At 38.5% G+C, this 20,198-nt stretch carries 16 protein-coding genes and 1 pseudogene; 9 read left to right on the plus strand and 8 right to left on the minus strand.

The features are described 5' to 3' along the window. Positions 1-100: 100 nt before the first annotated feature. From O0V13_RS12480 to O0V13_RS12490, 3 genes are all read left to right on the plus strand, one after another. Positions 101-733, plus strand: a complete 633-nt coding sequence (locus O0V13_RS12480) for an HAD family hydrolase (RefSeq protein ID WP_268035296.1) — start codon at positions 101-103, stop codon at positions 731-733. Further along, the gene (locus O0V13_RS12485; RefSeq protein ID WP_268035297.1) at positions 723-1,832 is read left to right on the plus strand and encodes a site-2 protease family protein; all 1,110 of its coding nucleotides are present in this window, start codon (positions 723-725) and stop codon (positions 1,830-1,832) included. The genes O0V13_RS12480 and O0V13_RS12485 overlap by 11 nt, the downstream gene beginning before the upstream one ends. 1,038 nt (positions 1,833-2,870) lie before the next feature. Continuing rightward, positions 2,871-3,443, plus strand: a complete 573-nt coding sequence (locus O0V13_RS12490) for a hypothetical protein (protein ID WP_268035298.1) — start codon at positions 2,871-2,873, stop codon at positions 3,441-3,443. Here O0V13_RS12490 and O0V13_RS12495 read toward each other — a convergent pair. Both O0V13_RS12495 and O0V13_RS12500 read right to left on the minus strand, forming a co-directional pair. Continuing rightward, on the minus strand, positions 3,440-4,627 hold the full coding sequence (locus O0V13_RS12495) for a hypothetical protein (protein ID WP_268035299.1): 1,188 nt from the start codon (positions 4,625-4,627) through the stop codon (positions 3,440-3,442). The genes O0V13_RS12490 and O0V13_RS12495 overlap by 4 nt on opposite strands. Positions 4,628-4,894: 267 nt before the next feature. Then, positions 4,895-6,523 carry a hypothetical protein gene (locus tag O0V13_RS12500; protein WP_268035300.1) on the minus strand — a complete coding sequence of 543 codons (1,629 nt, stop codon included), beginning with the start codon at positions 6,521-6,523 and terminating at the stop codon, positions 4,895-4,897. A gap of 158 nt (positions 6,524-6,681) precedes the next feature. On the opposite strand from O0V13_RS12500, the gene O0V13_RS12505 reads away from it, so the two are divergent. Both O0V13_RS12505 and O0V13_RS12510 read left to right on the plus strand, forming a co-directional pair. Beyond that, a complete protein-coding gene (locus O0V13_RS12505) occupies positions 6,682-8,643 on the plus strand; it encodes a tetratricopeptide repeat-containing sensor histidine kinase (RefSeq protein WP_268035301.1) in 1,962 nt (653 codons plus the stop codon). Beyond that, the gene (locus O0V13_RS12510; RefSeq protein ID WP_268035302.1) at positions 8,644-9,288 is read left to right on the plus strand and encodes a response regulator; all 645 of its coding nucleotides are present in this window, start codon (positions 8,644-8,646) and stop codon (positions 9,286-9,288) included. Positions 9,289-9,348: 60 nt separating this feature from the next. Here O0V13_RS12510 and O0V13_RS12515 read toward each other — a convergent pair whose 3' ends face one another. Then, on the minus strand, positions 9,349-11,937 hold the full coding sequence (locus tag O0V13_RS12515; protein WP_268035303.1) for an alkaline phosphatase D family protein: 2,589 nt from the start codon (positions 11,935-11,937) through the stop codon (positions 9,349-9,351). Positions 11,938-12,053: 116 nt separating this feature from the next. Between O0V13_RS12515 and O0V13_RS12520 the strand changes: the two genes are divergently transcribed. Further along, positions 12,054-12,968: an EamA family transporter gene (locus O0V13_RS12520; protein WP_268035304.1), complete on the plus strand. Its 915-nt coding sequence runs from the start codon at positions 12,054-12,056 to the stop codon at positions 12,966-12,968. Between the two features lie 2 nt (positions 12,969-12,970). Here the strand turns inward: O0V13_RS12520 and O0V13_RS12525 are convergent, their stop codons facing one another. Continuing rightward, positions 12,971-14,128, minus strand: coding sequence for a hypothetical protein (locus tag O0V13_RS12525; protein WP_268035305.1), 1,158 nt, complete (start codon positions 14,126-14,128; stop codon positions 12,971-12,973). A gap of 162 nt (positions 14,129-14,290) precedes the next feature. On the opposite strand from O0V13_RS12525, the gene O0V13_RS12530 reads away from it, so the two are divergent. After that, on the plus strand, positions 14,291-15,223 hold the full coding sequence (locus tag O0V13_RS12530; protein WP_268035306.1) for a cation diffusion facilitator family transporter: 933 nt from the start codon (positions 14,291-14,293) through the stop codon (positions 15,221-15,223). A gap of 2 nt (positions 15,224-15,225) precedes the next feature. Here the strand turns inward: O0V13_RS12530 and O0V13_RS12535 are convergent, their stop codons facing one another. Together O0V13_RS12535 and O0V13_RS12540 are read right to left on the minus strand one after the other, a co-directional pair. After that, positions 15,226-16,290: a hypothetical protein gene (locus tag O0V13_RS12535; protein WP_268035307.1), complete on the minus strand. Its 1,065-nt coding sequence runs from the start codon at positions 16,288-16,290 to the stop codon at positions 15,226-15,228. A gap of 190 nt (positions 16,291-16,480) precedes the next feature. Continuing rightward, on the minus strand, positions 16,481-17,056 hold the full coding sequence (locus O0V13_RS12540; RefSeq protein ID WP_268035308.1) for a uracil-DNA glycosylase family protein: 576 nt from the start codon (positions 17,054-17,056) through the stop codon (positions 16,481-16,483). Between the two features lie 26 nt (positions 17,057-17,082). On the opposite strand from O0V13_RS12540, the gene O0V13_RS12545 reads away from it, so the two are divergent. Both O0V13_RS12545 and O0V13_RS12550 read left to right on the plus strand, forming a co-directional pair. After that, positions 17,083-17,772, plus strand: coding sequence for a DUF2490 domain-containing protein (locus tag O0V13_RS12545; RefSeq protein ID WP_268035309.1), 690 nt, complete (start codon positions 17,083-17,085; stop codon positions 17,770-17,772). Positions 17,773-17,950: 178 nt separating this feature from the next. Next, positions 17,951-18,541, plus strand: coding sequence for a DUF4136 domain-containing protein (locus tag O0V13_RS12550; protein WP_268035310.1), 591 nt, complete (start codon positions 17,951-17,953; stop codon positions 18,539-18,541). A 1-nt stretch (position 18,542) separates the two neighbouring features. Here O0V13_RS12550 and O0V13_RS12555 read toward each other — a convergent pair whose 3' ends face one another. After that, positions 18,543-19,736, minus strand: coding sequence for an RNA-guided endonuclease TnpB family protein (locus O0V13_RS12555; protein WP_268035311.1), 1,194 nt, complete (start codon positions 19,734-19,736; stop codon positions 18,543-18,545). Between the two features lie 23 nt (positions 19,737-19,759). Then, positions 19,760-20,028, minus strand: a pseudogene (locus O0V13_RS12560) (transposase); the annotation flags it as partial. Between the last annotated feature and the right edge of the window lie 170 nt (positions 20,029-20,198).

Consider the following 20,198-nt stretch of genomic DNA (forward strand, 5'->3'; position numbering starts at 1 on the left):
TCCTCAAAAGCGCTTCAAAAACCTTCCTATTTTCGAAATACCTTGGTTTTGGGAGTGCAATGTTACATATTTGAAAGGATATTCACAACCAATCTTTCGAATGAAAAAAACACCTGATGCAGACTTTTTAATATTTGATTTAGGAAATGTCATCGTTGACATCGATTACCAAAGGTCCTTAGACCTTATCCGTCAGGAACTTCCATCCTCCCACCATCATTTATTGGAGGGTTTTTATAAAACAGAATTTCATCACAATTACGAAAAAGGAAAAATAGATTCTTTGACTTTTCGTCAAGAAGTGAATGCTTATTTTGGCCAGGATTGGGAAGATGAGCATGTTGACTTCCTTTGGAACTCACTTCTGGGAAAAATTCCTGCTGAAAGACTGGAGCTAGTAAAGCGTGTAAGAGAGCATTATCAGGTTGGAGTATTGAGCAATACCAATATGATCCATATTCATGGTGTCAACAGCATTTTGTGGCGAGATCATGGGTTGCAAAATTTCGATCCTGTTTTCGACTGGGTCTTTCTAAGCCATGAGATGGGGCTGTCCAAACCCCAGCCTGAGATCTATGAGAAAATGCTGACCGATTTGGGCACTTCGCCTGAAAGAGTGGTATTCTTTGATGATTTGGCTCCAAATGTAGCTGCCGCAAATGAAATCGGAATCAAAGCCATCCAGGTTACTGGACCAGAAATCATATTTGATTATCTCAAGGATGTACAGTAGTAAAGAGTACCTAAAGCATACTTCCCTTTTCATCCTCACCCTAATTGCAACAACACTGGCAGGTGGAGAATGGGTTTATGGCAAATCTGTTTTGGGAGAAGGAGAAAGTGCGCTGACCTGGGAATATTTTATTAAGTCGCTGTCATTTTCTATTCCTTTTATTGGAATTTTGTTGATTCATGAATTGGGACATTTGTTTACCTCCATTTACCATAAGGTAAAGTGTTCTCTACCCTTTTTTATCCCCGCCTGGTTTGGATTTATTGGAATCCCTTCTATTGGAACATTCGGAGCGGTGATTCGGATGAAAGGCTTTGTCAATTCTCGTAAAAAGTTCTTTGATATTGGTGTAGCTGGACCTCTAGCAGGTTTTATAATTGCTTTAGGAGTCTTGATTTATGGATTTTCGACTCTGCCTCCTGCTGATTATATCTATGAAATCCATCCGGAATATGCTGATCCCAATTTCGAAGGCTATGGAGAGGAGGTTTTAAACTTTGCCTTAGGAGACAATCTTCTTTTTTGGGGATTAGGAGAAATTTTCGCAGATCCAGAAAGACTACCAGCCATGGATGAGGTCATCCACTACCCTTTTCTATTTGCAGGCTATTTTGCCCTCTTTTTTACAGCATTGAACCTCTTGCCTATTGGACAATTAGATGGAGGACATGTTGTGTTTGGATTATTCCCTAAGCACCATCGACAGATTTCTTTTGTAGTCTATACTGCCTTTTTATTTTATGCCGGATTAGGGATGATCAGCCCCTTTATGCCCTATGAGGACCTTGTCCTGAGATTACCCTTGTATTTAGGTTTTCTATTTATCTGCTATCAACGGTCGGGATTGCCACTTCAAACCAGAATAACTCTTATTCTTTGCATGGGAGCAATTCAGTATCTGATTGCCTACTTATTCCCAACAATCGAGGGATACCAAGGTTGGCTGTTTTTCGGTTTTTTGTTGGGCAGGGTCATGGGAATCCGTCACCCGGAAGTTTCTGGATTTAGAAAATTAGATACAAAAAGACAATGGATCGGATGGCTGGCCATTCTGATCTTCCTGGTGTGTTTTACCCCCCAGCCTTTTGTTTTCAACTAAAACCAACAAGGGAGCCAGTTTATCTCCCTTTTTCACTATTTTCAATTCCAGTTTAATTCTCTTCCAGAATTAATTTTAGAAATGCTGAAGACGGAACGGTTGCCTTTGCATCCCTTTGTTATTTTTTGACTCATCAACCCAAGGCTGAATTCTCTTGGTATAGGTCTTTGCCTCAATCGCATTTTCAAATTGCCCTTTGATACCCGCAGCACCAGGACTGAAAGAAAGGGGCCGGGAATTTCAGTATTTCGCCGCTAAGACCTCGCTGAATTCACCAATCCTCACTCCTGGAAAAAAGGTATAAACAACATTTTGGAGGGCTGATAAAAAATATTTGATCTCCGCTTCTTTTATTGTTTTTTTTAGACAAGGCAATTCAAGCTCTTTCGTTTCGTTTTTACAAAGTATCGACCTAGGTATATCCGCATGTTGAATTTCAATGCTAGGTAAAAACCCAACCTAATTTCCAACTACTTATTTAGAAAAACTTTCCAAAATTATAGGTATAATCCTATTTATACTTTCAAAAAACTATATTAAATACAAAATGTAATAATATTTTAAAAATTTTAATATTAAGGAGAGCGGACCATTATTTATTTCTACAATATGAAAAATTCAAATTAATATAAAAAAATACAATTACCATTTATACACTTAGTTACCTATATATATAATTAACTTAATTTATTATTAGCTATTAAGACAACCATATACCCTCTTTTATTTGAAGCAAAACACTTCAATGGAAAAAATAATTAAATTCAAACAAATATTTTATAAACCTCAAAAAAAACTCTTCCACGAAAATAAAAACAACACTTATCCTTATTTTGAATACACCTGTTATCAAAATAATACAACTAAACAGGGATTACAACAAAATTTCAATCCCCATACACCAATAGTCTAACAAAAAATAAAATCTGTATATAAAATACATTTAACTTTATACATTATATTTACATAATAGAACAAATAAACGTAACCCACTTTAACCTATAGAAAATTATAATTTCAGTTATACCTATAGACAATATGTATTTTTTAAGAAAAATATCCGGATTCGTTTCCGGAATCAAAACCAAAAAGTTAACCATTGAAGGGAGAATCGTAACTTATTCTTATCAGGGAAAATTTATTAGTATCAATCCTTTTTCCATGCTTAGGGATTTAAGCTACAAAGCCCAGGGAATTGCCAAGCTCAACTCTGAATTGAAGCTAAAGGATCTTCAGGAAATAACATTTGATTGCATTCCTGAATTTGGCAACGAATTGAATATCCGTGTCCAATCCAAAATTGATAAAACAAGCTTCACAATAGAAAGAAGTGTGAAGAAAATGGATCAAACTCCCCATACCTGCTATGAATTCTATTTTGAGGAAATTCTCATTGCTAGGTTAATCAAAAAGTATGATTATGGAAGTCAATTTCCTTTCGTAGTAAATACATTTAAGGAATCTTTATCCGAACCTACAAAAGAGGAATCAAATCAAGCATCCTGGAAATCCGGAAATCAATTTCTTATTGCAGAAAATTTTGGCCATTCTCATGTAAATGTCTGCTACGACCAGGAATTATTACTCAGAATAGGAAATATGGTTTCCTAATTATTTTGTTTTTCCTTCATCAAAGGATAAAGATCAAATTCATAAATATTCCCATTGCGATCAGAAAACAGGATTAACCAAGGACCCTTTTGAATTCCGGTAAAATCCTGTTTACTGAGCGTAACATTGTTTAAATGTGCTCCATTGGTGGATTTCAACCTGATTTTTTCACTAACTCCTATCGGTTGATCTGAACCAATCTTGATCTCATTGATAGAAATCTCTGCAGATCCATCCGTAAAAGCACTTGTATGCGCTTCCAGGACAACTCCATTCGGTAAATGGGTGATAACCGGACGTGTCGGTGAAACATCTTCGCTGAGGTCCTCATAGGGAAAGTCTTTCCACTCCCCTTCCAAGGAACGCATTCTCAATACAAACTGCGGCTTACCGGTTTGATCCACACTGTTTTTCGATACTAAAATCATCCTTCCATCCTCCAGTAAAGTAGTGTTCAAATGATCGTCTGCTGTTTTATTCCCTTTAGAAACCGTTATCAGGTCAGACCATTCCAAATCATGGTTTTTATGAATCCTCTCATAAATTGCCTCCTCCAATTGATTGGACCAGACCACCGATATTCCTCCCTTAATCCGTGAAATCACTGAAATATCATCTTTACTGATAGAATCTGCTAACACAGCTGGTTGGGACCAAAATTTCCCCTGATCAGAAGATGACCAGACCAGCACCTGTTCATTCCAATCCGAAGCGATCCACAGTATCCCTGAATCATCTTTGGTAATCGTTGCTGTTTCGATTTGGTTGCAATCTGATGGAATGGGCAATGAACTTACCAATTCCACCTGAATGGACTTCGAAGTAGTTTTAAGCCTGAGAAACCTCAGTTTGCAATTCCCAACCAAAACTATGAATTGAATATCCCCGTCAGAATACACGTCCGCTTTCCCAGGCAGACCCCACAATTCCCCATTTAAATCCTTCTCTTCCATCCATTCTCCTTCATTTCTTTTCCAGACTTTAGGTCCTGTTGAATCAGGTAGAACCGCCCACCAGGCTCCTGATGAAAACCAGATTTTGGACTGGGGCTTGTCTTGAGTTGGGTCTTTAAAATCGACTTTAAAAACAGGCTTCACTTCTAGTTGCTGAGCAAGCATCTGATTTCCAACAAGAAGAAAAAATGGAATCCCTGCTAAAAAAGGAATGAGACTTTTGCGAAACATAGTGGAATTAGCTTTTAAAACACCAGAAATCTACTGTAGAAAGGTAAAATCTTAAAATGTCCTTATTATGAATTAAAGATCAAAGTTTCTGTAATTACACTACTGAGCATGGCCTATTTTAGTCCACCCCAAACCAAGAGAAGAATGAAAACGGGTTCCATTCTTCTTTTTTCCATTCGCTTGAAAATCCAAGAAAGAAGGAGGACCTAAGCCCTCCTGTCACATGCGCTGAGATTCCTATCTCAAAGCAAAAAGAAACATTCCATCTCAGCGTAGTATCAATTGCTTTCTAGTTCCTTTTTTGACATCTAAGGTATTGAAGATCAACTTTCCTGATGGGGATATTAAATAAGGAACAGAACCGACTAGAATATCCTCAAACTCATAACCTGGGGAGATTTTTTGATTATCTGGGTCAATCTTAAAAATTTTGCCCTGAGCCATGACTTCATCGATTCTCACAGTGGTGATTTTCAATGAATATCCCAAATCATCTCTGGAAGTGTGAATCCCTTGTTCCAATTCTGCAGGCACACTTCTGATCAATGCATAAACCACCCCATCTACCTCAAAAATATCAGTTTCCAAATGGATAGGGTTTCTTCCTATCACACGCACAGGCTCATTGTTATCTCCCTCAATTTCTTCTGTGAGATAGGCAGTTTTAAGATCTCCTTGAGAAGAAATTTGCAAAATCACTGTGGATACAGGAGTTCTTTGATTGGCGAAGGCGATCAAATAATCTCCGTTCGAAATAGCGGTAATTGATTCCACTGAAGCCACATTCAAATCTTTGAACTTCACTTTGGAATCCGCTGGAATTTGCAGCTTGGACTCTATTTCCGCATTGGTAATTTGCTTGGCAAAGACTAAATCATCCTCAATTTTATAAATGGCAATACTTGGTTTTTTATTCGCCCCATCCCCATAATAGGGAGCAATAACGAACTGAGAACCCGCCGCTTCTTTGATTTTAATTGCAATACTAGGCCTTTTGTTGGGGCCTTCTGCAAAAGGAAGAGGAATCTGATTTAAAATATTCCCTTGATGATCCATGCGAATTGCCCGAAGATTACTGTCATCTTTGGCGGATTGAGAGTTCAATGCCAATACTCCATAGGATGTCTGGGCATAAGTAATCCCTATAGGGGCTGATTCCATCTCTGTCATCACTTGATTGTCCCAGGACTTGGTAGCCATATCATATATCCCGGAAATATAGTGGGGGTCACTGGTGGCCATCATCCCTGCGATAAAAGCTTTTCCATCCAAGGGGACATACTCGGTCTCTCCTTCTAGTGCCCTCAACAACCGATTCTGTCGGCTAGTTTGATAGTTCTGGTTATCAACCCCTTCATTTTTGATCGCAAAGGAGACAAAAGGCCAGAATTTATCATCCAATTGAATCTGATCCTCCTTTTTGAATTTGAAACCGGACCAAAGATCATTGTAATATCTGTTTTCAAAGGTGCCTATGTTCAATTTGGGTTTTCCGGCCAAAACAGTTTTTTGAAAGTGTCCGAATTTCTTTCCTGCCAAATTCGCGGGTACCTTGGCTCCTGTAAGCATGGGCTCTGCTTGTAAATTGGAAAATTGCGAAAAATTGGAGGCATCATACTTTTCTTCTACAGAGGAGACCACTTCTCCTTCCTCATCGGTAGTCACTCCCAAAAACATTAACCCATTCTTTTTATCCTGGTATAGGTAAAAATGATTCAGTTGGGTTTTGGCTTCATCCCAAAAAGTCCCACCATAATATAATGCTCCTTTTTTAGCAGCTTTTTCTGCCTCAGCACTTAATGGAAGAGCTGCTTCATTGGCAGTAATAGATTGAGAATAGGCGAAAATTAATCCAGTCATTCCCATTAAAAGGGTAAGTGTTAATTTCTTGATCATTGCTTTGAGAGTTTTGTTTGTTCAAAATTCCCTCAATGGATCTCCATTTATCTACCCAATTACCTTGATTTTCCTCCCCGTTTTCGGGGAGGACGCAGACTTTTGAGGTTTTTAAAATCATTTTTTTTATTTTCCATTGCCAGAAAACCTTCAAACCGATGAGTCATAATAAACATGCCTCTGCATTTTTCGGAGTGCTTTTAACGTTCAGTTTTTCAGCCTTCGCCCAAAAGGACAGTTTATTCAATGCAGCAGAAAAATTTCATCAAGAAAATAAACTATTAGAGGCTGTAGAAGCCTACAAAAATATCGGTCGATATTTTGAATCCATCCAAGCCTATGATTCTGCCTTTCAATTTTATCGAATTGAAGGAGAATACATCAAAAGTCATCTAGAAGAGCCGATGCGGGATTCCCTATTGGGAAAAGTCTACATGGATTTTTCATTTGTAGCTCTTGGAATGAGAAATCTTGAAAAAGCACTGCCTTATTTAGATAGCGCAGAGATTATTTATAAACGATTGGACAGCCCTGGTGATTTAGCTCGGGTAATGAATAATAGGGCCAATGCTTTGAATGAAATGAACCGATATCAGGAGGCGATCGATTACCTCCTTCAAGCCATTAATTACGGGGAGTTGGTCCAAAACAAAGAAAGTAAAGATGCTTTACTCAATAGTGTTTATAACAATATCGGTAAGAACTATTTGTCCTTGGAAGATTGGAGCAATGCAGCCAAGTATACTCAAATGGCTATTGATATTCACTCATCCTATGAAATCAATAATGCACACGCCCGTCTGAACCTTAGTAACGCCTATATAGGAATGGATTCTTCAGATCTCGCCATCCAAGCAGCATTGGAAGCGGAAGAAATCTACAAGGAAGTTGGCTTTGCCTATGGAATAATCGCCGCTAAAAACAATATAGGTCTAGCGCTGAAAAATCAAGGGAAATGGGAAGATGCTTCGACACTCTTCGAAGAATCTATTATGATGTCCGAGGAAGTAAATTATCCATTGGGAAAATTAGAAGCTATGATCAACAGATCTCCCATTTTAGCTTCCAAAGGACAGTTGACCAAGGCTATTTCAGAAATGAATGAAGCAGAGGAACTATGTCTCCTGTATGATGATAATCAATACCTAAAATCTGTTCAGGAGAATTTGGCTGAATTGTATGAAAAAACAGGAAACACAGCACTTGCACTAACCTATTTCAAGTCTTTCAAAGTACTGGATGATTCCCTGAAATCCACAGAAAATGTCAAAAATGTAAATGATCTACTTCTGAAATATGAAACTTCTGAGAAAGAAAAAATGCTTGCTGAGCAAGAATCTGAAATTCAAATTCAGAAAGCAACTTTAGCAGTCCGAAGTACACAGCTCACCTATCTCATTTCAGGATTGATTGTTTTGTTGATTGGAGGAGCATTTATCTATCAGAGGAACCGATCCAAACAAAAAGAAGCTATCCAGCTAGCAATCATACAAGAAAAAGAGCGAGGCTACGATGCTGTAATACAGGCCACTGAAGATGAAAGAAAGCGTATAAGCAAGGATCTTCATGATGGAATCGGACAACAGCTAACTGCATTGAAAATGGGTCTATTGAATTTGAAGGAAAAGGCAGATTCAGCCGTTCAAAAAGAATTAGATCTAATCACCTCAGAATTTACTAAATCTGCAGACGAAGTACGCCAAATATCACATCAAATGATGCCTCGTGCATTGATGGAAGACGGACTGGTTCAGGCCACTGAAGACTTACTAAGAAATACCTTTCAATTTTCTGAAATCAACTATGAATTTGAACATCACGGAATGGATTCAAGAATGGAAGAAAGGATCGAAATCAGTATCTATAGAGTTCTTCAAGAATTACTGAACAATATTTTAAAACATTCTCAAGCTAGCTTTGTCAATATTCAACTCTTCAAAATAAAAGGAAAATTGACACTATTAGTAGAAGACAATGGACAGGGACTATCTGGAGCCAAATCCGATGGACATGGTCAAATGAATATTCGGAACCGGCTTGATTTGATCCACGGCACTGTCAATTATGAACCTGGCCCTGAAAGTGGCCTTATCGCAATCATCACTGTACCGGTAGGATAAATGGAAAATACCAGGATTGTTTTAGTAGATGATCACCAAATGATCAGTGATGGCCTAGGCCGAATCATCAAAGATATTTCCGGCTTTGAAGTGGTTTGCACTTACCAAAACCCTTTGGAAGCATTGCAAAAAATCCCCGTCTGGAGACCGGATATTTTACTTGTAGATTTGGAAATGCCCGGCATGAATGGACTGGAATTGATAAAAAACTTGAAAAAATCGTTCCCAGATCTCAAGTGTGTTCTATTGACAATGCATCTAGACAAAGCAACTGTGAAAGAAGCCCTTAGCCTCAAAATCAATGGATATATCCTTAAAAATATGGATGAATTTGAGTTGAGAATTGCATTGGAAAAAGTAAAAAATAATCAAAACTACTACAGTTCTCCCGTCACAGAGGTCCTCCATAAAGAGTCCAAACCCATTTCAAAAAACGGGAATTCCAAATTGGAACTGCTCAGCAACCGAGAGCGAGAGGTATTAGGGCTAATTGCAGAAGCTTTTTCCACCAAAGAAATTGCAGATAAACTCAGCCTAGAAATATCCACTATTGAAACCCATAGAAAATCACTTCTCAGGAAGTTGCATGCCCGAAATGTTGCGGGGCTGGTTCGCATAGCCATTCAAGAAGGACTGGTTTCTTGAAAGTGGCGAAGTGTATAAAACAAAAAAGGGCTAGTTGCCCTTTTTTTTATTTCAAATGCATCAATCTGTCCTGGAATTTACCTTCAAACCATTTTTCTCTGCCCTCAAGCCTGTCTTTTGATCCTCCACTATTATAGTAAAGGAATCCTCTGAAAACACTTTTGGCTTGAATCCTTTGGCGGGTATCCTCCTTTTATATTCCAATTCACCTGTCCGTTCATTAATGACAGAAAGTAATGGGGATTTAGCATCAGGAACCACCCTAATTTCATCCAAATACCCAATGGCTTTCCTTCCGTAATTATCATCAACTGATACTTCTATCGGCCAATCAGAATACTGCCCATTGGGATCAAGAATTGGATCCACATATCTAGGCCAGCACTCTATTTTCATCTTTTGATTCATTTTATCAAAGGTGATAATTCCATAGCCCGTTGCCCGATCATATATTCTTGCCGGTTTCAAACCAGTTTTATATGGATTTCCAATAGCATAAACTGTCATCTTATTTCCAAATCCGTCTTCAAAATCACCGGTATACTTTGGCTTACCTGGAATAGATCGATGACCAGCATCTACTGTTGGCCACCATCTTCTTGGCCATAAATTATTCAAAGCAGGTCCTGCAAATGCAAATCCTGAATCTCTATACTCGTCTACACCATATTGAACAGTGCTTGCCAAGTGTTGATCTCCGGCGATATGCAAAGCATGGCTTTTTCTGATTATCCGCACTGCCTTATCTCTCCCTTTTTGAGGCCAACCATTGGAGTCCATATCGATGGTTGGAGCATCTCCAGATGGATACTCACCCTTTTCAGGAATAGGTAATCTAGGTACTATTTCATCGATCAGACTACCTTCAGGCAATGTTGCCACTGTACAAAAGTTCGTTTGGGACAAAACTGCCTTCATCTGTGTATCAGGAGTCCAATTCTCCACCCAGCTTTCCAAAAATTTAAGCTGTCTATCTCCTAACAAAGTAGCATCAATATCATATTGCTTTTTGATATCAAAATCAGGGTTTTGAATAAACCCATTTTGAACTTTTGCCTCAGCAGGAAGGACATTCTTTGGAGCAGATTTGAATTTCCTGTCTTCCAGAACGGCAAAACTCACCCCTCCATAAACCCACTCTGTATAATAAACTCCAATATTTTGCTTGATTGCTGTCCTATCAAAAGGATCAGGTAAATGGCTGGTTTGGGTTTCCTGAACCATATTTACCCATTCCCCGGGCATTTTATACCCTCCCTGATCTTGGGCAATGTATCCCCAACCTTTATCCGTTGGTGCTACTTTTCCTCCTTCTCCCCAAACATTGCCATGATAGACATCATGATCATCTGGAATAAAAGCCGATGGAATCGTTCTAAAGATATTTCGATAAGACCAGCCGAACATGTACCATTTTCTCAGATAGTCCAAGCTGGACTTCTCAAATGGACCAGTCTGAATACCAAAACCACCGGTCCCTTCATAAAATTGATCACCTAAGAAAAAAGCAATTTCTGGATTATGCTTGGCAACATGGATACTAACTTCTTCATCTGGAAACCCATAGTCCGCATTACAACTAAATACAGCAGCTTTGAGGTTCTCCAAAGATTCCGGTTCTTTGGCTATTTCTCCATAGTAATAGAAATCTTCTACTCCTGTTTTCAAAGGTATGGAAACCCCAACTCTGTAAGCGGTTTTTCCTTTCTCCCAGTTTTCAACTCTAAACTGGGCTGTTCTAGCCATGGGTTGAATAGTGCTCTCTCCCACTTTTTTCCAACCAGCATCACTTTTGATTTCCAAAAAGACTTTAGCATCAACAATTTTCTCTATCGGAGCTAGTTGAGCAGTCAACTTCAATGTACCCTGGTGAAGTGTGTATTGAGCAAAACATATGGGCCCAAAAAACTGCTTAGGGTTAAATGCCAACTTTTCTCCTCCGAAGGACCAATCAGAAAAAGCCACCAGAGGATTGGATTCATCTATCAATTCTTTGGAGGTATGAGCCACCAAACTGATATTTCCTTCCAAAACTTGAGGTTCAATACTTGGTATTGTAAATTTTACAGCCTTTCCTTTTTGAGGTTTTGCCGTTAAATCAAGCGTATACTTTCCATTTTCATAGCTCGCATCTAAGCTCAACTCAATCTCTTGATTCAGGTCTATCGTATCCATAGATTCCAAATCATTTCCAATCAGTCTACCAAGACCATTGATTCCGACATCCAATCCTTCGCCAAATACGGCTGATGATCGGTAATCCGCAAACTTTCCTTTAGCTCCCAATCGGAATCCTACAAATGAATCCTTTTTACCAATCAATTGATTATTTAGCCAAGATATCTTCACGGACTCTTTGAAAGAGACCAATTTCTCACCCAATTGATGAGTTAAGATATGTAGCGTCCTATTGGGGCCAGAAATGACACATTGAGCTTTTCCATTCACAATTTCCCAATCCTGAAGCCTATTACCCCAGTATTCAGGACCGACCCATTTCATATCTGGCCAGTTTTCCCAATTACTTTTATAACTATTCTGATCCTCAGAAATAATTTCCTTCAATCCGGAAAAAGCCTGAACAGGAAATGTAAAAGCACTACTTAAAGTGGAAAGAGCTATAGTTTTAACAGCTGATCTTCTCTTCATAATTTAATGGTAATTGAATTTTAAAAATAGGTCAAATAGCCTAAGTATTTTCTACCGTTAAAAAAACTATTAAAAATAATCCAACATCACTTATTTTCGCTGGATTTTTAATTCAGATGAAGAACTCTTCGCAATCATCTCAAGGTCTAATCCTTGCATTATCTGCAGCGATTTTTTGGGGAATCTCAGGGAATTGTGCCCAATTTCTATTTGAATATAAAGCTATTGACCCTTCCTGGTTAGTTTGCTGGAGGTTGATGCTGGCGGGTTTTCTATTAGTTGGATATGAGCTATCCAGAAAAGGAAAACAATCATTTGAAATCTGGAAAAACAAAAGCTCATTAATTCAACTTCTGATTTTCAGTGTATTTGGAATGCTGGCTGTACAATATTCCTATTTCATTAGCATCAAACTTTCCAATGCCGCTACAGCCACAGTCCTTCAATATATCGGTCCCGTATTTGTCGTTGCTTTCTATGCCATCAAATTTCGAAGATGGCCTGTCGTGGCCGAATTTGCCTCTATGATTTTTGCGGTTGCAGGTACATTCCTTTTAGTGACCCACGGTAATTGGAAAGAACTGGTCATATCAGAGGCAGCCTTTTTCTGGGGAATTATCTCTGCGATCACTTTGGCCTTCTACACCATTTATCCTGCGCAGCTTTTGAAAAACTATTCTGCAGCCAGTATCACCGGCTGGGCCATGCTATTAGGTGGATTGATCCTATCGGTTTTTCTTCAACCTTGGCAGATCGATGGAATCTGGGACATAGAAACCCTAGCAGTATTCGCTTATATAATTGTATTTGGCAGCTTGATTCCATTTATGTTCTTTCTCAGCGCAGTACCCAAAATAGGAGCACAAACTGCATCCCTCCTTTGTAGCGTAGAACCTTTGGCTGCTGCGATTATGGCAGTGCTTTGGCTTGGAGTCACTTTCAGTTTGATGGATTGGTTGGGAACAGCTTTGATTTTATCTACTATCATATTATTGACCTTCGCAACGAAACCAAAGGAATTAGCACTTTAAGGTTACTTTTCTACCAATTTCAGCTTGTAAATCATAATCCCGTCATCCTCTACTTCTGTTAATGAGGGATCTTTGGAGACTACAAGTTCATCTTTGTTGTTCAGAACAGTATTATAAGAAGCTGGAACAGGAATGGGGACATTACTTGCCAATTGATTGAATTCCTTATCAAATACAGCAACTAAGTGAGGGTTTTTCCTCCTTCTCTCTGACTCAAAATTTGGATCTTGGCGATCTAAAGCAGCCATCTGATCCTCAGTTAACCCTTTATTGTAAATAGCAATGTATTTATCACCTATTTGAAATAAATTGGTCAGATTACCGGTTGTCTTTTTTTGGTTTTCTACAAAAAAAGCATCGGGATTGCCCTCAGGGACTGGAGTATATGGAACCCAACCCGGAATATCTATTTCTACTGTTTTTTCGAATTCGAAATTTCCATTTTTGATCGAGTAGACATAAAATCGAGGCTCCAGCCACATAGAAAGCAAAAGCTTGTCTGATGTCAAAGTATAAGTAGGAATCGGAAAGCCTTGGATACCTTCTCCAAGTAAAGGTGAATCCTCGGGCAATTTGACATACCCTAAAGTGTCTCCGGTATCTTTATCCTGAGATTCCAAAATATCCAGTTTCATCAAAGCTTTATAAAAAGCACCTTCCGAAAAACTAACTTTCAAAGTTTCTGGCCATGGCTTAGGATAAAATACCTTCCCATCCAATTCAAACATTCCCAGCTTCGGATACATCATAAAAACTTGACTAGAATAAGGAATCAACACTTCACTTACAATGGCGGAATCTTCAAAAGAAAAATACCCTTTTGGAGAGTCAAAAACAGTCACCTTCCCATCAAAATAACCTAAACCCATGGGACTACTAATAGGATTGGAACCTTCTTCAGAAAATTCGCTATGGTTTAGAATATTCCCAGATTCATCTATTTCCAAATAATCGAAATATACATCGTTGGTTAGGAGGTATTTTGATGATTTCGGATCATAATCCTGCAAATTCATATTTCCCAAATAATCAACCAAAACAGAATCCACTACTTCAAAAGAATAGCTGGTTGAATTAGCCTCATCTTTATTACCATCTGAGCAAGAAAAAAAGAATGCTGAAAGAACTAATAAAAAAAGTACAGATTTAATATTTCTCATTGTTGGAAGAATTATGGTTGTAAAATAAAAAACTGAAAACAAGCGACTTGACACACTTAATAATACAAAAGAATTAAGTTAATTCAACTAATATCCTTTCATTTCCTTTCTGCAATTCCCTTGCAGCCCTCTTTTGTTAATTTAGGTTTCAAATAGTGAACTATGGCGCATTCTCATTCCCATCATGATCATACTCAAGGATCTGGCAACCTGAAACTTGCATTTTTCCTCAACCTTGGATTTACCATACTAGAATTGATTGGAGGCTTCTATGTCAATTCAGTTGCCATTTTATCCGACGCAATCCATGATCTGGGAGACTCCCTCTCTTTGGGATTGGCCTGGGGATTGGACATTAAATCGAAACAAAAAGCCAATGATAATTTTTCTTTTGGCTATGGAAGGTTCTCCCTTTTAGGAGCCCTGATCAATGGATTGGTATTGATTATCGGGTCTGTATTTATTGTCAAAGAAGCCATCGAAAGACTTATCAATCCAGAACCAAGCGATGCCACCGGAATGATCATATTTGCGATTTTTGGTGTGGCGGTTAATGGCTATGCGGCCTGGAAAGTCAGTCATGGAAGCTCCCAAAATGAAAAAGTAATAAGTTGGCATCTCATGGAGGATGTATTGGGATGGGTTGCAGTTTTGATAGCTGGGATACTATTATATTTCTTTGATATCCCTTGGATAGACCCAGTTCTTTCTCTAGCCATTTCTACATTTATTCTTTGGAATGTGGTTAGGAACTTGAAAGAAACCATTTATATCTTCCTTCAGGCAGTCCCTTCCAATATTTCATTGGAAAAAATTAAATCTGACATTCTCGCACAACCTAAAGTTGACTCCTTACATCATGTACATATTTGGTCTTTGGAGGGTGCAAATCACGTCTTTACTGCTCATATCAAATTGAAAGAAATTCAGGATCTTCAAGAGCTAACTGAGACCAAAGGCAAAGTTCAAACAATCCTCAAGGAATATCCTCTGGGACATTTCACCATTGAATGGGAGCTCCAAAATGAAGAATGTGCCCTTGATGAGCATGAACATGATCATTCAGATCATTCTGAAACAGCTCATTCTCACTGATTTCATTGGATTTTCAAATCCAAAAGATAAAGAACAATCCCATCATCCTCTATTTCCGAAAGGTTTGGATCTTTGGAAACCACTATTTCACCGTCGGAATTGACAACTCTAGGTGTTCTGATAGATTTGGGAAAAGGAATACCTGAAGCTAATAAGTTAAGGTTCTTGTCATAAACAGCCGCATAGAACGGATTCATCTGTTCGATCTGTTGATAATACTCTCGGTCCTTCCCTTCTATTTTAGTGGGCATTTTTAGCTCAGAAACTCCCCTTTTGTATACCACAAGATAATAATCTTTCCAAATGAGAATGTCTCCTATCTGACCCGGTCTGTGCTTTAGATTTTTTTGAAAATATTCACCGGTATCATCGGAGTCTGTCGGTTCATCCATCACAAATCCAGGGTCCTCCACTACCAGAGTCCGGATATATTTAAGTTGCCCGGATTCAATTTGGTATACATATAACTCATTCCCAAAGGTCGGGGAATAAATCACATGCGTATCTGAAACAGTATACAGGGGGAAAACCATACCGTGGATTTTCCCGTCCAACCAAACTGATTCAGTCGGCATTGACATCATACCCTCTGTATTCCCTGTTTCCGGATTTTGACGCTGCAATACTGGCATTCTATAAATTGCCCTAAAAAAATCTCCTGGGTTCCCGTCTTTACTCATCACATTTTCAGACAATGGATTGGGATAAAAGACATTTCCATCAATTTCAAAAAGTCCCAATTTTGAAAAATTCATCCAAGGTGTATAAGGTTTTGGAAGTGGCAATTCTCCCACTTTTTCAGAACCGTCAAACATCATAAAGTTTCCTGTGGAAGAAAATACCGTCACATCTCCTTTGAAATATCCCATTCCCAGAATATCAGCCACTGCATCTTTGCCATCCATGGAAAGTTCTGCTTCAGTCAGGATATTCCCTGAAAGGTCTACTTCCAGAAAATTGGTGTAAGTCTGAGGATTGCGAAGCAGGTATTTATCAGTTAAAGGATCAAAATCCAGCAGCTCGTAATCACCAAGAAAATCGACCAATACAGAGTCTTTAATCTCCATTGAAAAGGGGATGTTTTTATCAGTTTGGCCACTTTTATCTTCACAGGAAAAAAAGAGTGAAAAGGATAGAATGGATACAATAAACGAGAATCGAAATGCTTTCATCGCAGGATCTAAAAATTGATTTTAAAGATGAAAGATCCTCAAAGCCCATCTATCCTCCAAAACTTTTAACGCTATTTAATAACAACTAAATCAGGATATTGACCCGTTCCCTGAGCACAGGAATCACCTCTTCCTCAAACCAGGGATTCCTTCTCATCCACATTCTGTTTCTTGGTGATGGGTGCACCAATGGGAAAAAGGCAGGCAAATACTCTTCAAAATCCCTAACCGTTTCAGTCAGAGTTTGCTTTCGGTTTATGAGATAATAGGACTGGGCATAGCTGCCTATTAACAATACCAATTTCACTTGAGGCATATGGCTAATTAGAGGTTCATGCCATTGGGGAGCACATTCTTTTCTGGGAGGCAAATCCCCTCCTTTTCCCCTACCCGGATAGCAAAAGCCCATGGGCATAATTCCAAAAAGTTTTGGGTCATAAAAAGTCTCTCGATCCACTCCCAGCCACTTCCTCAGCTCGTCGCCACTTGGGTCATTCCAGGGAATCCCAGTTGCATGAACTTTTGTCCCAGGTGCTTGTCCCACCACCAACACTCTACTTTCCGGGTGAATAGATACAACAGGCCTTGGGCCTAAGGGAAGGTCTTCTTTACAGATTTCACATTTTCGAACTCGATCCAAAAGTTGGGATAAATCACTCATCTAGATAAATATGTTAAATTAAACCTATGAAAAAATTTATACTTTTTGTTTTTCTCTTTTCTATTAGTTTTTCAATCAAAGCCCAAGAAAATCCTGAATTAGGAGCCTGGTATATGTATTTCGGAAACCTTCGATTTCGAGATAGTCCTTGGGCAATTCATGGGGAGATCCAATACAGAAATCATAATATCATTGGCGATTTGGAGCAACTCCTCCTACGAACTGGCATGCAATACAACTTAACAGATGGAAAGGCTAGTTTCTTAATCGGATACGGAAACATAACTACCGATATACCTGGAGAGGTCTCTGATCCATTTAGCGAAAACAGACTATATCAAGAGGCAATTCTTAGACAAAATGTTGGCAGAGTGGGAATCATGCACCGTTATCGATACGAGCAGAGATGGACAGAAAGCATAGAATTCCGAACCAGATTTCGCTATGCTATTTTTATCAACATACCTCTCAATACCAAAGAATTATCCGAAAAAGGAAGTTGGTATATACAGCTTTATGATGAGTTATTTATAAATGGAGAAACATTGGATGGAAAAGTCTCATACTTTGACCGAAACCGACTATATCTAGGGCTTGGAAAACGACTTAACTCGAATCTAGCAATTCAATTTGGTTTTATGGATCAGAAATTCAACCAAGGGAGTAAAGCTCAGCTACAGTTCTCTGCTTTTCACCAACTCTACAATAGAAAATAGATGGCAAAATAGACTTCTAAAAAAATGGCTACCACATTCATTATTATTTATGAATACTTTTTGATAAATTATATTGATTAGATTGAATATCAAGTATTTGGAAAACAATTGAATTTAAATCCAGTTGATCCTTTAGTCTCGTTTATTCACTATATATATCAAAAAACATCAGCCAATCATGAAAAACTCTACTATCTGCCTGCTAATTCTCCTTTTGGCAGCTTCAGGCTGCTTCACCCAAAAGGACTATATTACCGAATACGATTACAATTATCAAGGATCTTTTAAGCGCTATAAGACTTTTGCTTTTGTTGAACCTACTGTTCCCGATTCAACGATGCTGACTCCTGTTTTGAATGCCACAATTGGAGCAAGATTGGGTTCTCAGGGATTTCGGGAAAAAACCGAAAAGCCAGATCTCTTAGTCAGCTACAAGATATTCACCGACTCTATCCGATACAGAGGATATGTTCAGCCAGAATTTGATTATTGGCTCAAAAGAACTGGAGCCCAGATCGTAGAAGTCGAAGAAGAAGATAAAGACGAGAAGGAGCTTGAAAAAGATGAGACCTATAATATGGTCAAGTATAAAGAGAACAATGGCATGCTAGTTATCTATGTCATCGATTCCAAGCGCGGTAATACTATCTGGCAAGGGTATACAGCTGCTCAATTTGACTTCAACTCACCAAATTTCCAATCTGACATCACTCGAGCCGCCTATCGTGTCATGAATGAATTTAAAGTGGTCAATCGCTATATGGAGTGAACTACCCATTTGCTATAGACAAATGGGCTTCGGGTTTCACAGACCTGTGCTTCTGGAAAGAAGTCTGATTTGAGTCTCCACCCGTGTAATCGCCAGTTCCTGACGATATTATTTTTAATCCTTCATTGAGAATATTCTTTGCAGCATTTTCATCCCTGTATAAGGGATGTCCATTTCTGCAAGTCCATTCACGAACTGAAAGGTTTAAATCTTGATTTTTCCATCCACACACATGACAAGTTTTACTTGAAGGGTAAAAGCGATTGATTTTTACTACTTGTTTGTCGTTCCAATCAGCTTTGTATTCAAGGAGCCTCACAAATGTACCCCAACTTGCATCTGCAATATGCTTTGATAATTTCCTATTGCTCATCATTCCTTTAACAGGAAGGTTTTCCAGAGCAATTACGTCATATTCAGAAACCAGTTGATACGATACCTTATGTAACACGTCTTGTCTTGTGTTGGCTATTTTCTCGTGAATCCTGGCAACTTTTCGTTTTTGTCTTTCAAACGAATTGCTGCCCTTTGTCTTACGAGAAAAGTGTTTTTGTGCTTTCGCTAAATCGCTTTCATATTTCTTGGTATATCGGTTATTCTTGAATTTGATTCCATCAGAAGTAATGGCAAAGTCTTTCAACCCTAAATCTATTCCACATACAGCACCAGTTTTTTCTTTGGGTTGATACTGTTCTTCAGTTAGAATTGATACAAAGTATTTTCCGGTCGGTGTTTTGGAAAAAGTCATTTTACCGACGTCACCCTTTACTTCACGGTGAACTATACATTGAATCCCTTCCTTAAATTTGGGTACGTGAACTTTACCATCAATTAGCTTTGTATGCTGTGGTACAGTAAAACTATTCTTCCTTTTCCTTGACTTAAATCTTGGGAACTTAGCATTGCCAGCAAAGAAGTTCAGGTATGCTGTTTCCAAAGACCTTAAAGCAAACTGTAAGGTTTGACTATTCACCTCTTTGAGCCAAATAGTTTCATCTTCCTTCTTGAGTTCAGTTAAGGTTTTTGCCTGAGCATAGTAATTATCAGACTTCTTGTTTGCCTGATATTGTTCTTTTCGCTCATTCAAGAAGTGATTGTAAACATAACGAACACATCCGAAATGCTTATCCAACAGTACTTTTTGGTCTTGTGTTGGTCTTAATTCAAAGCGATATGTCCTGTGTATTGTTTTCACGGCTACAACTAGTATTTGTATCCTCATCCATGCACGCATGGGTGAACTGACGCAAAAATCAATCGTTCGAATAATTTTTCTCCCAAGTACCTGCGATTCAATTTGTAAACGAATTCATTCAGGTAGTTCTGCAAGTATTTGTAAGAGATCATATGATAAATCCTCTTGCTGATGGCTTTGTGAACCAATCTCAAAGTCTCATGGGTCTCTTTTTTACTGGAAACTACTGTGAAATGGGTATTTACGACCTTTTCCATTTGACATAAGCTATGCTTCTGTCTGTGAATAGCACTACTTCTCCCGGTAAGATTTAATGAAGAGTTCACAGGATCCCTCATCTGGAAATTGATTTAGAAAGTGGATTTTTTCATGCCCTCTGATGTTTAAACCAAAGAAAAGCGTAATTCCCTACTTGACAAAACCAGTGACACTAGCTGTCATTTTATGATAGTTGGTGAGATG

The organism is Algoriphagus sp. PAP.12, assembly GCF_026652115.1.
Taxonomy (GTDB): Bacteria; Bacteroidota; Bacteroidia; order Cytophagales; family Cyclobacteriaceae; genus Algoriphagus.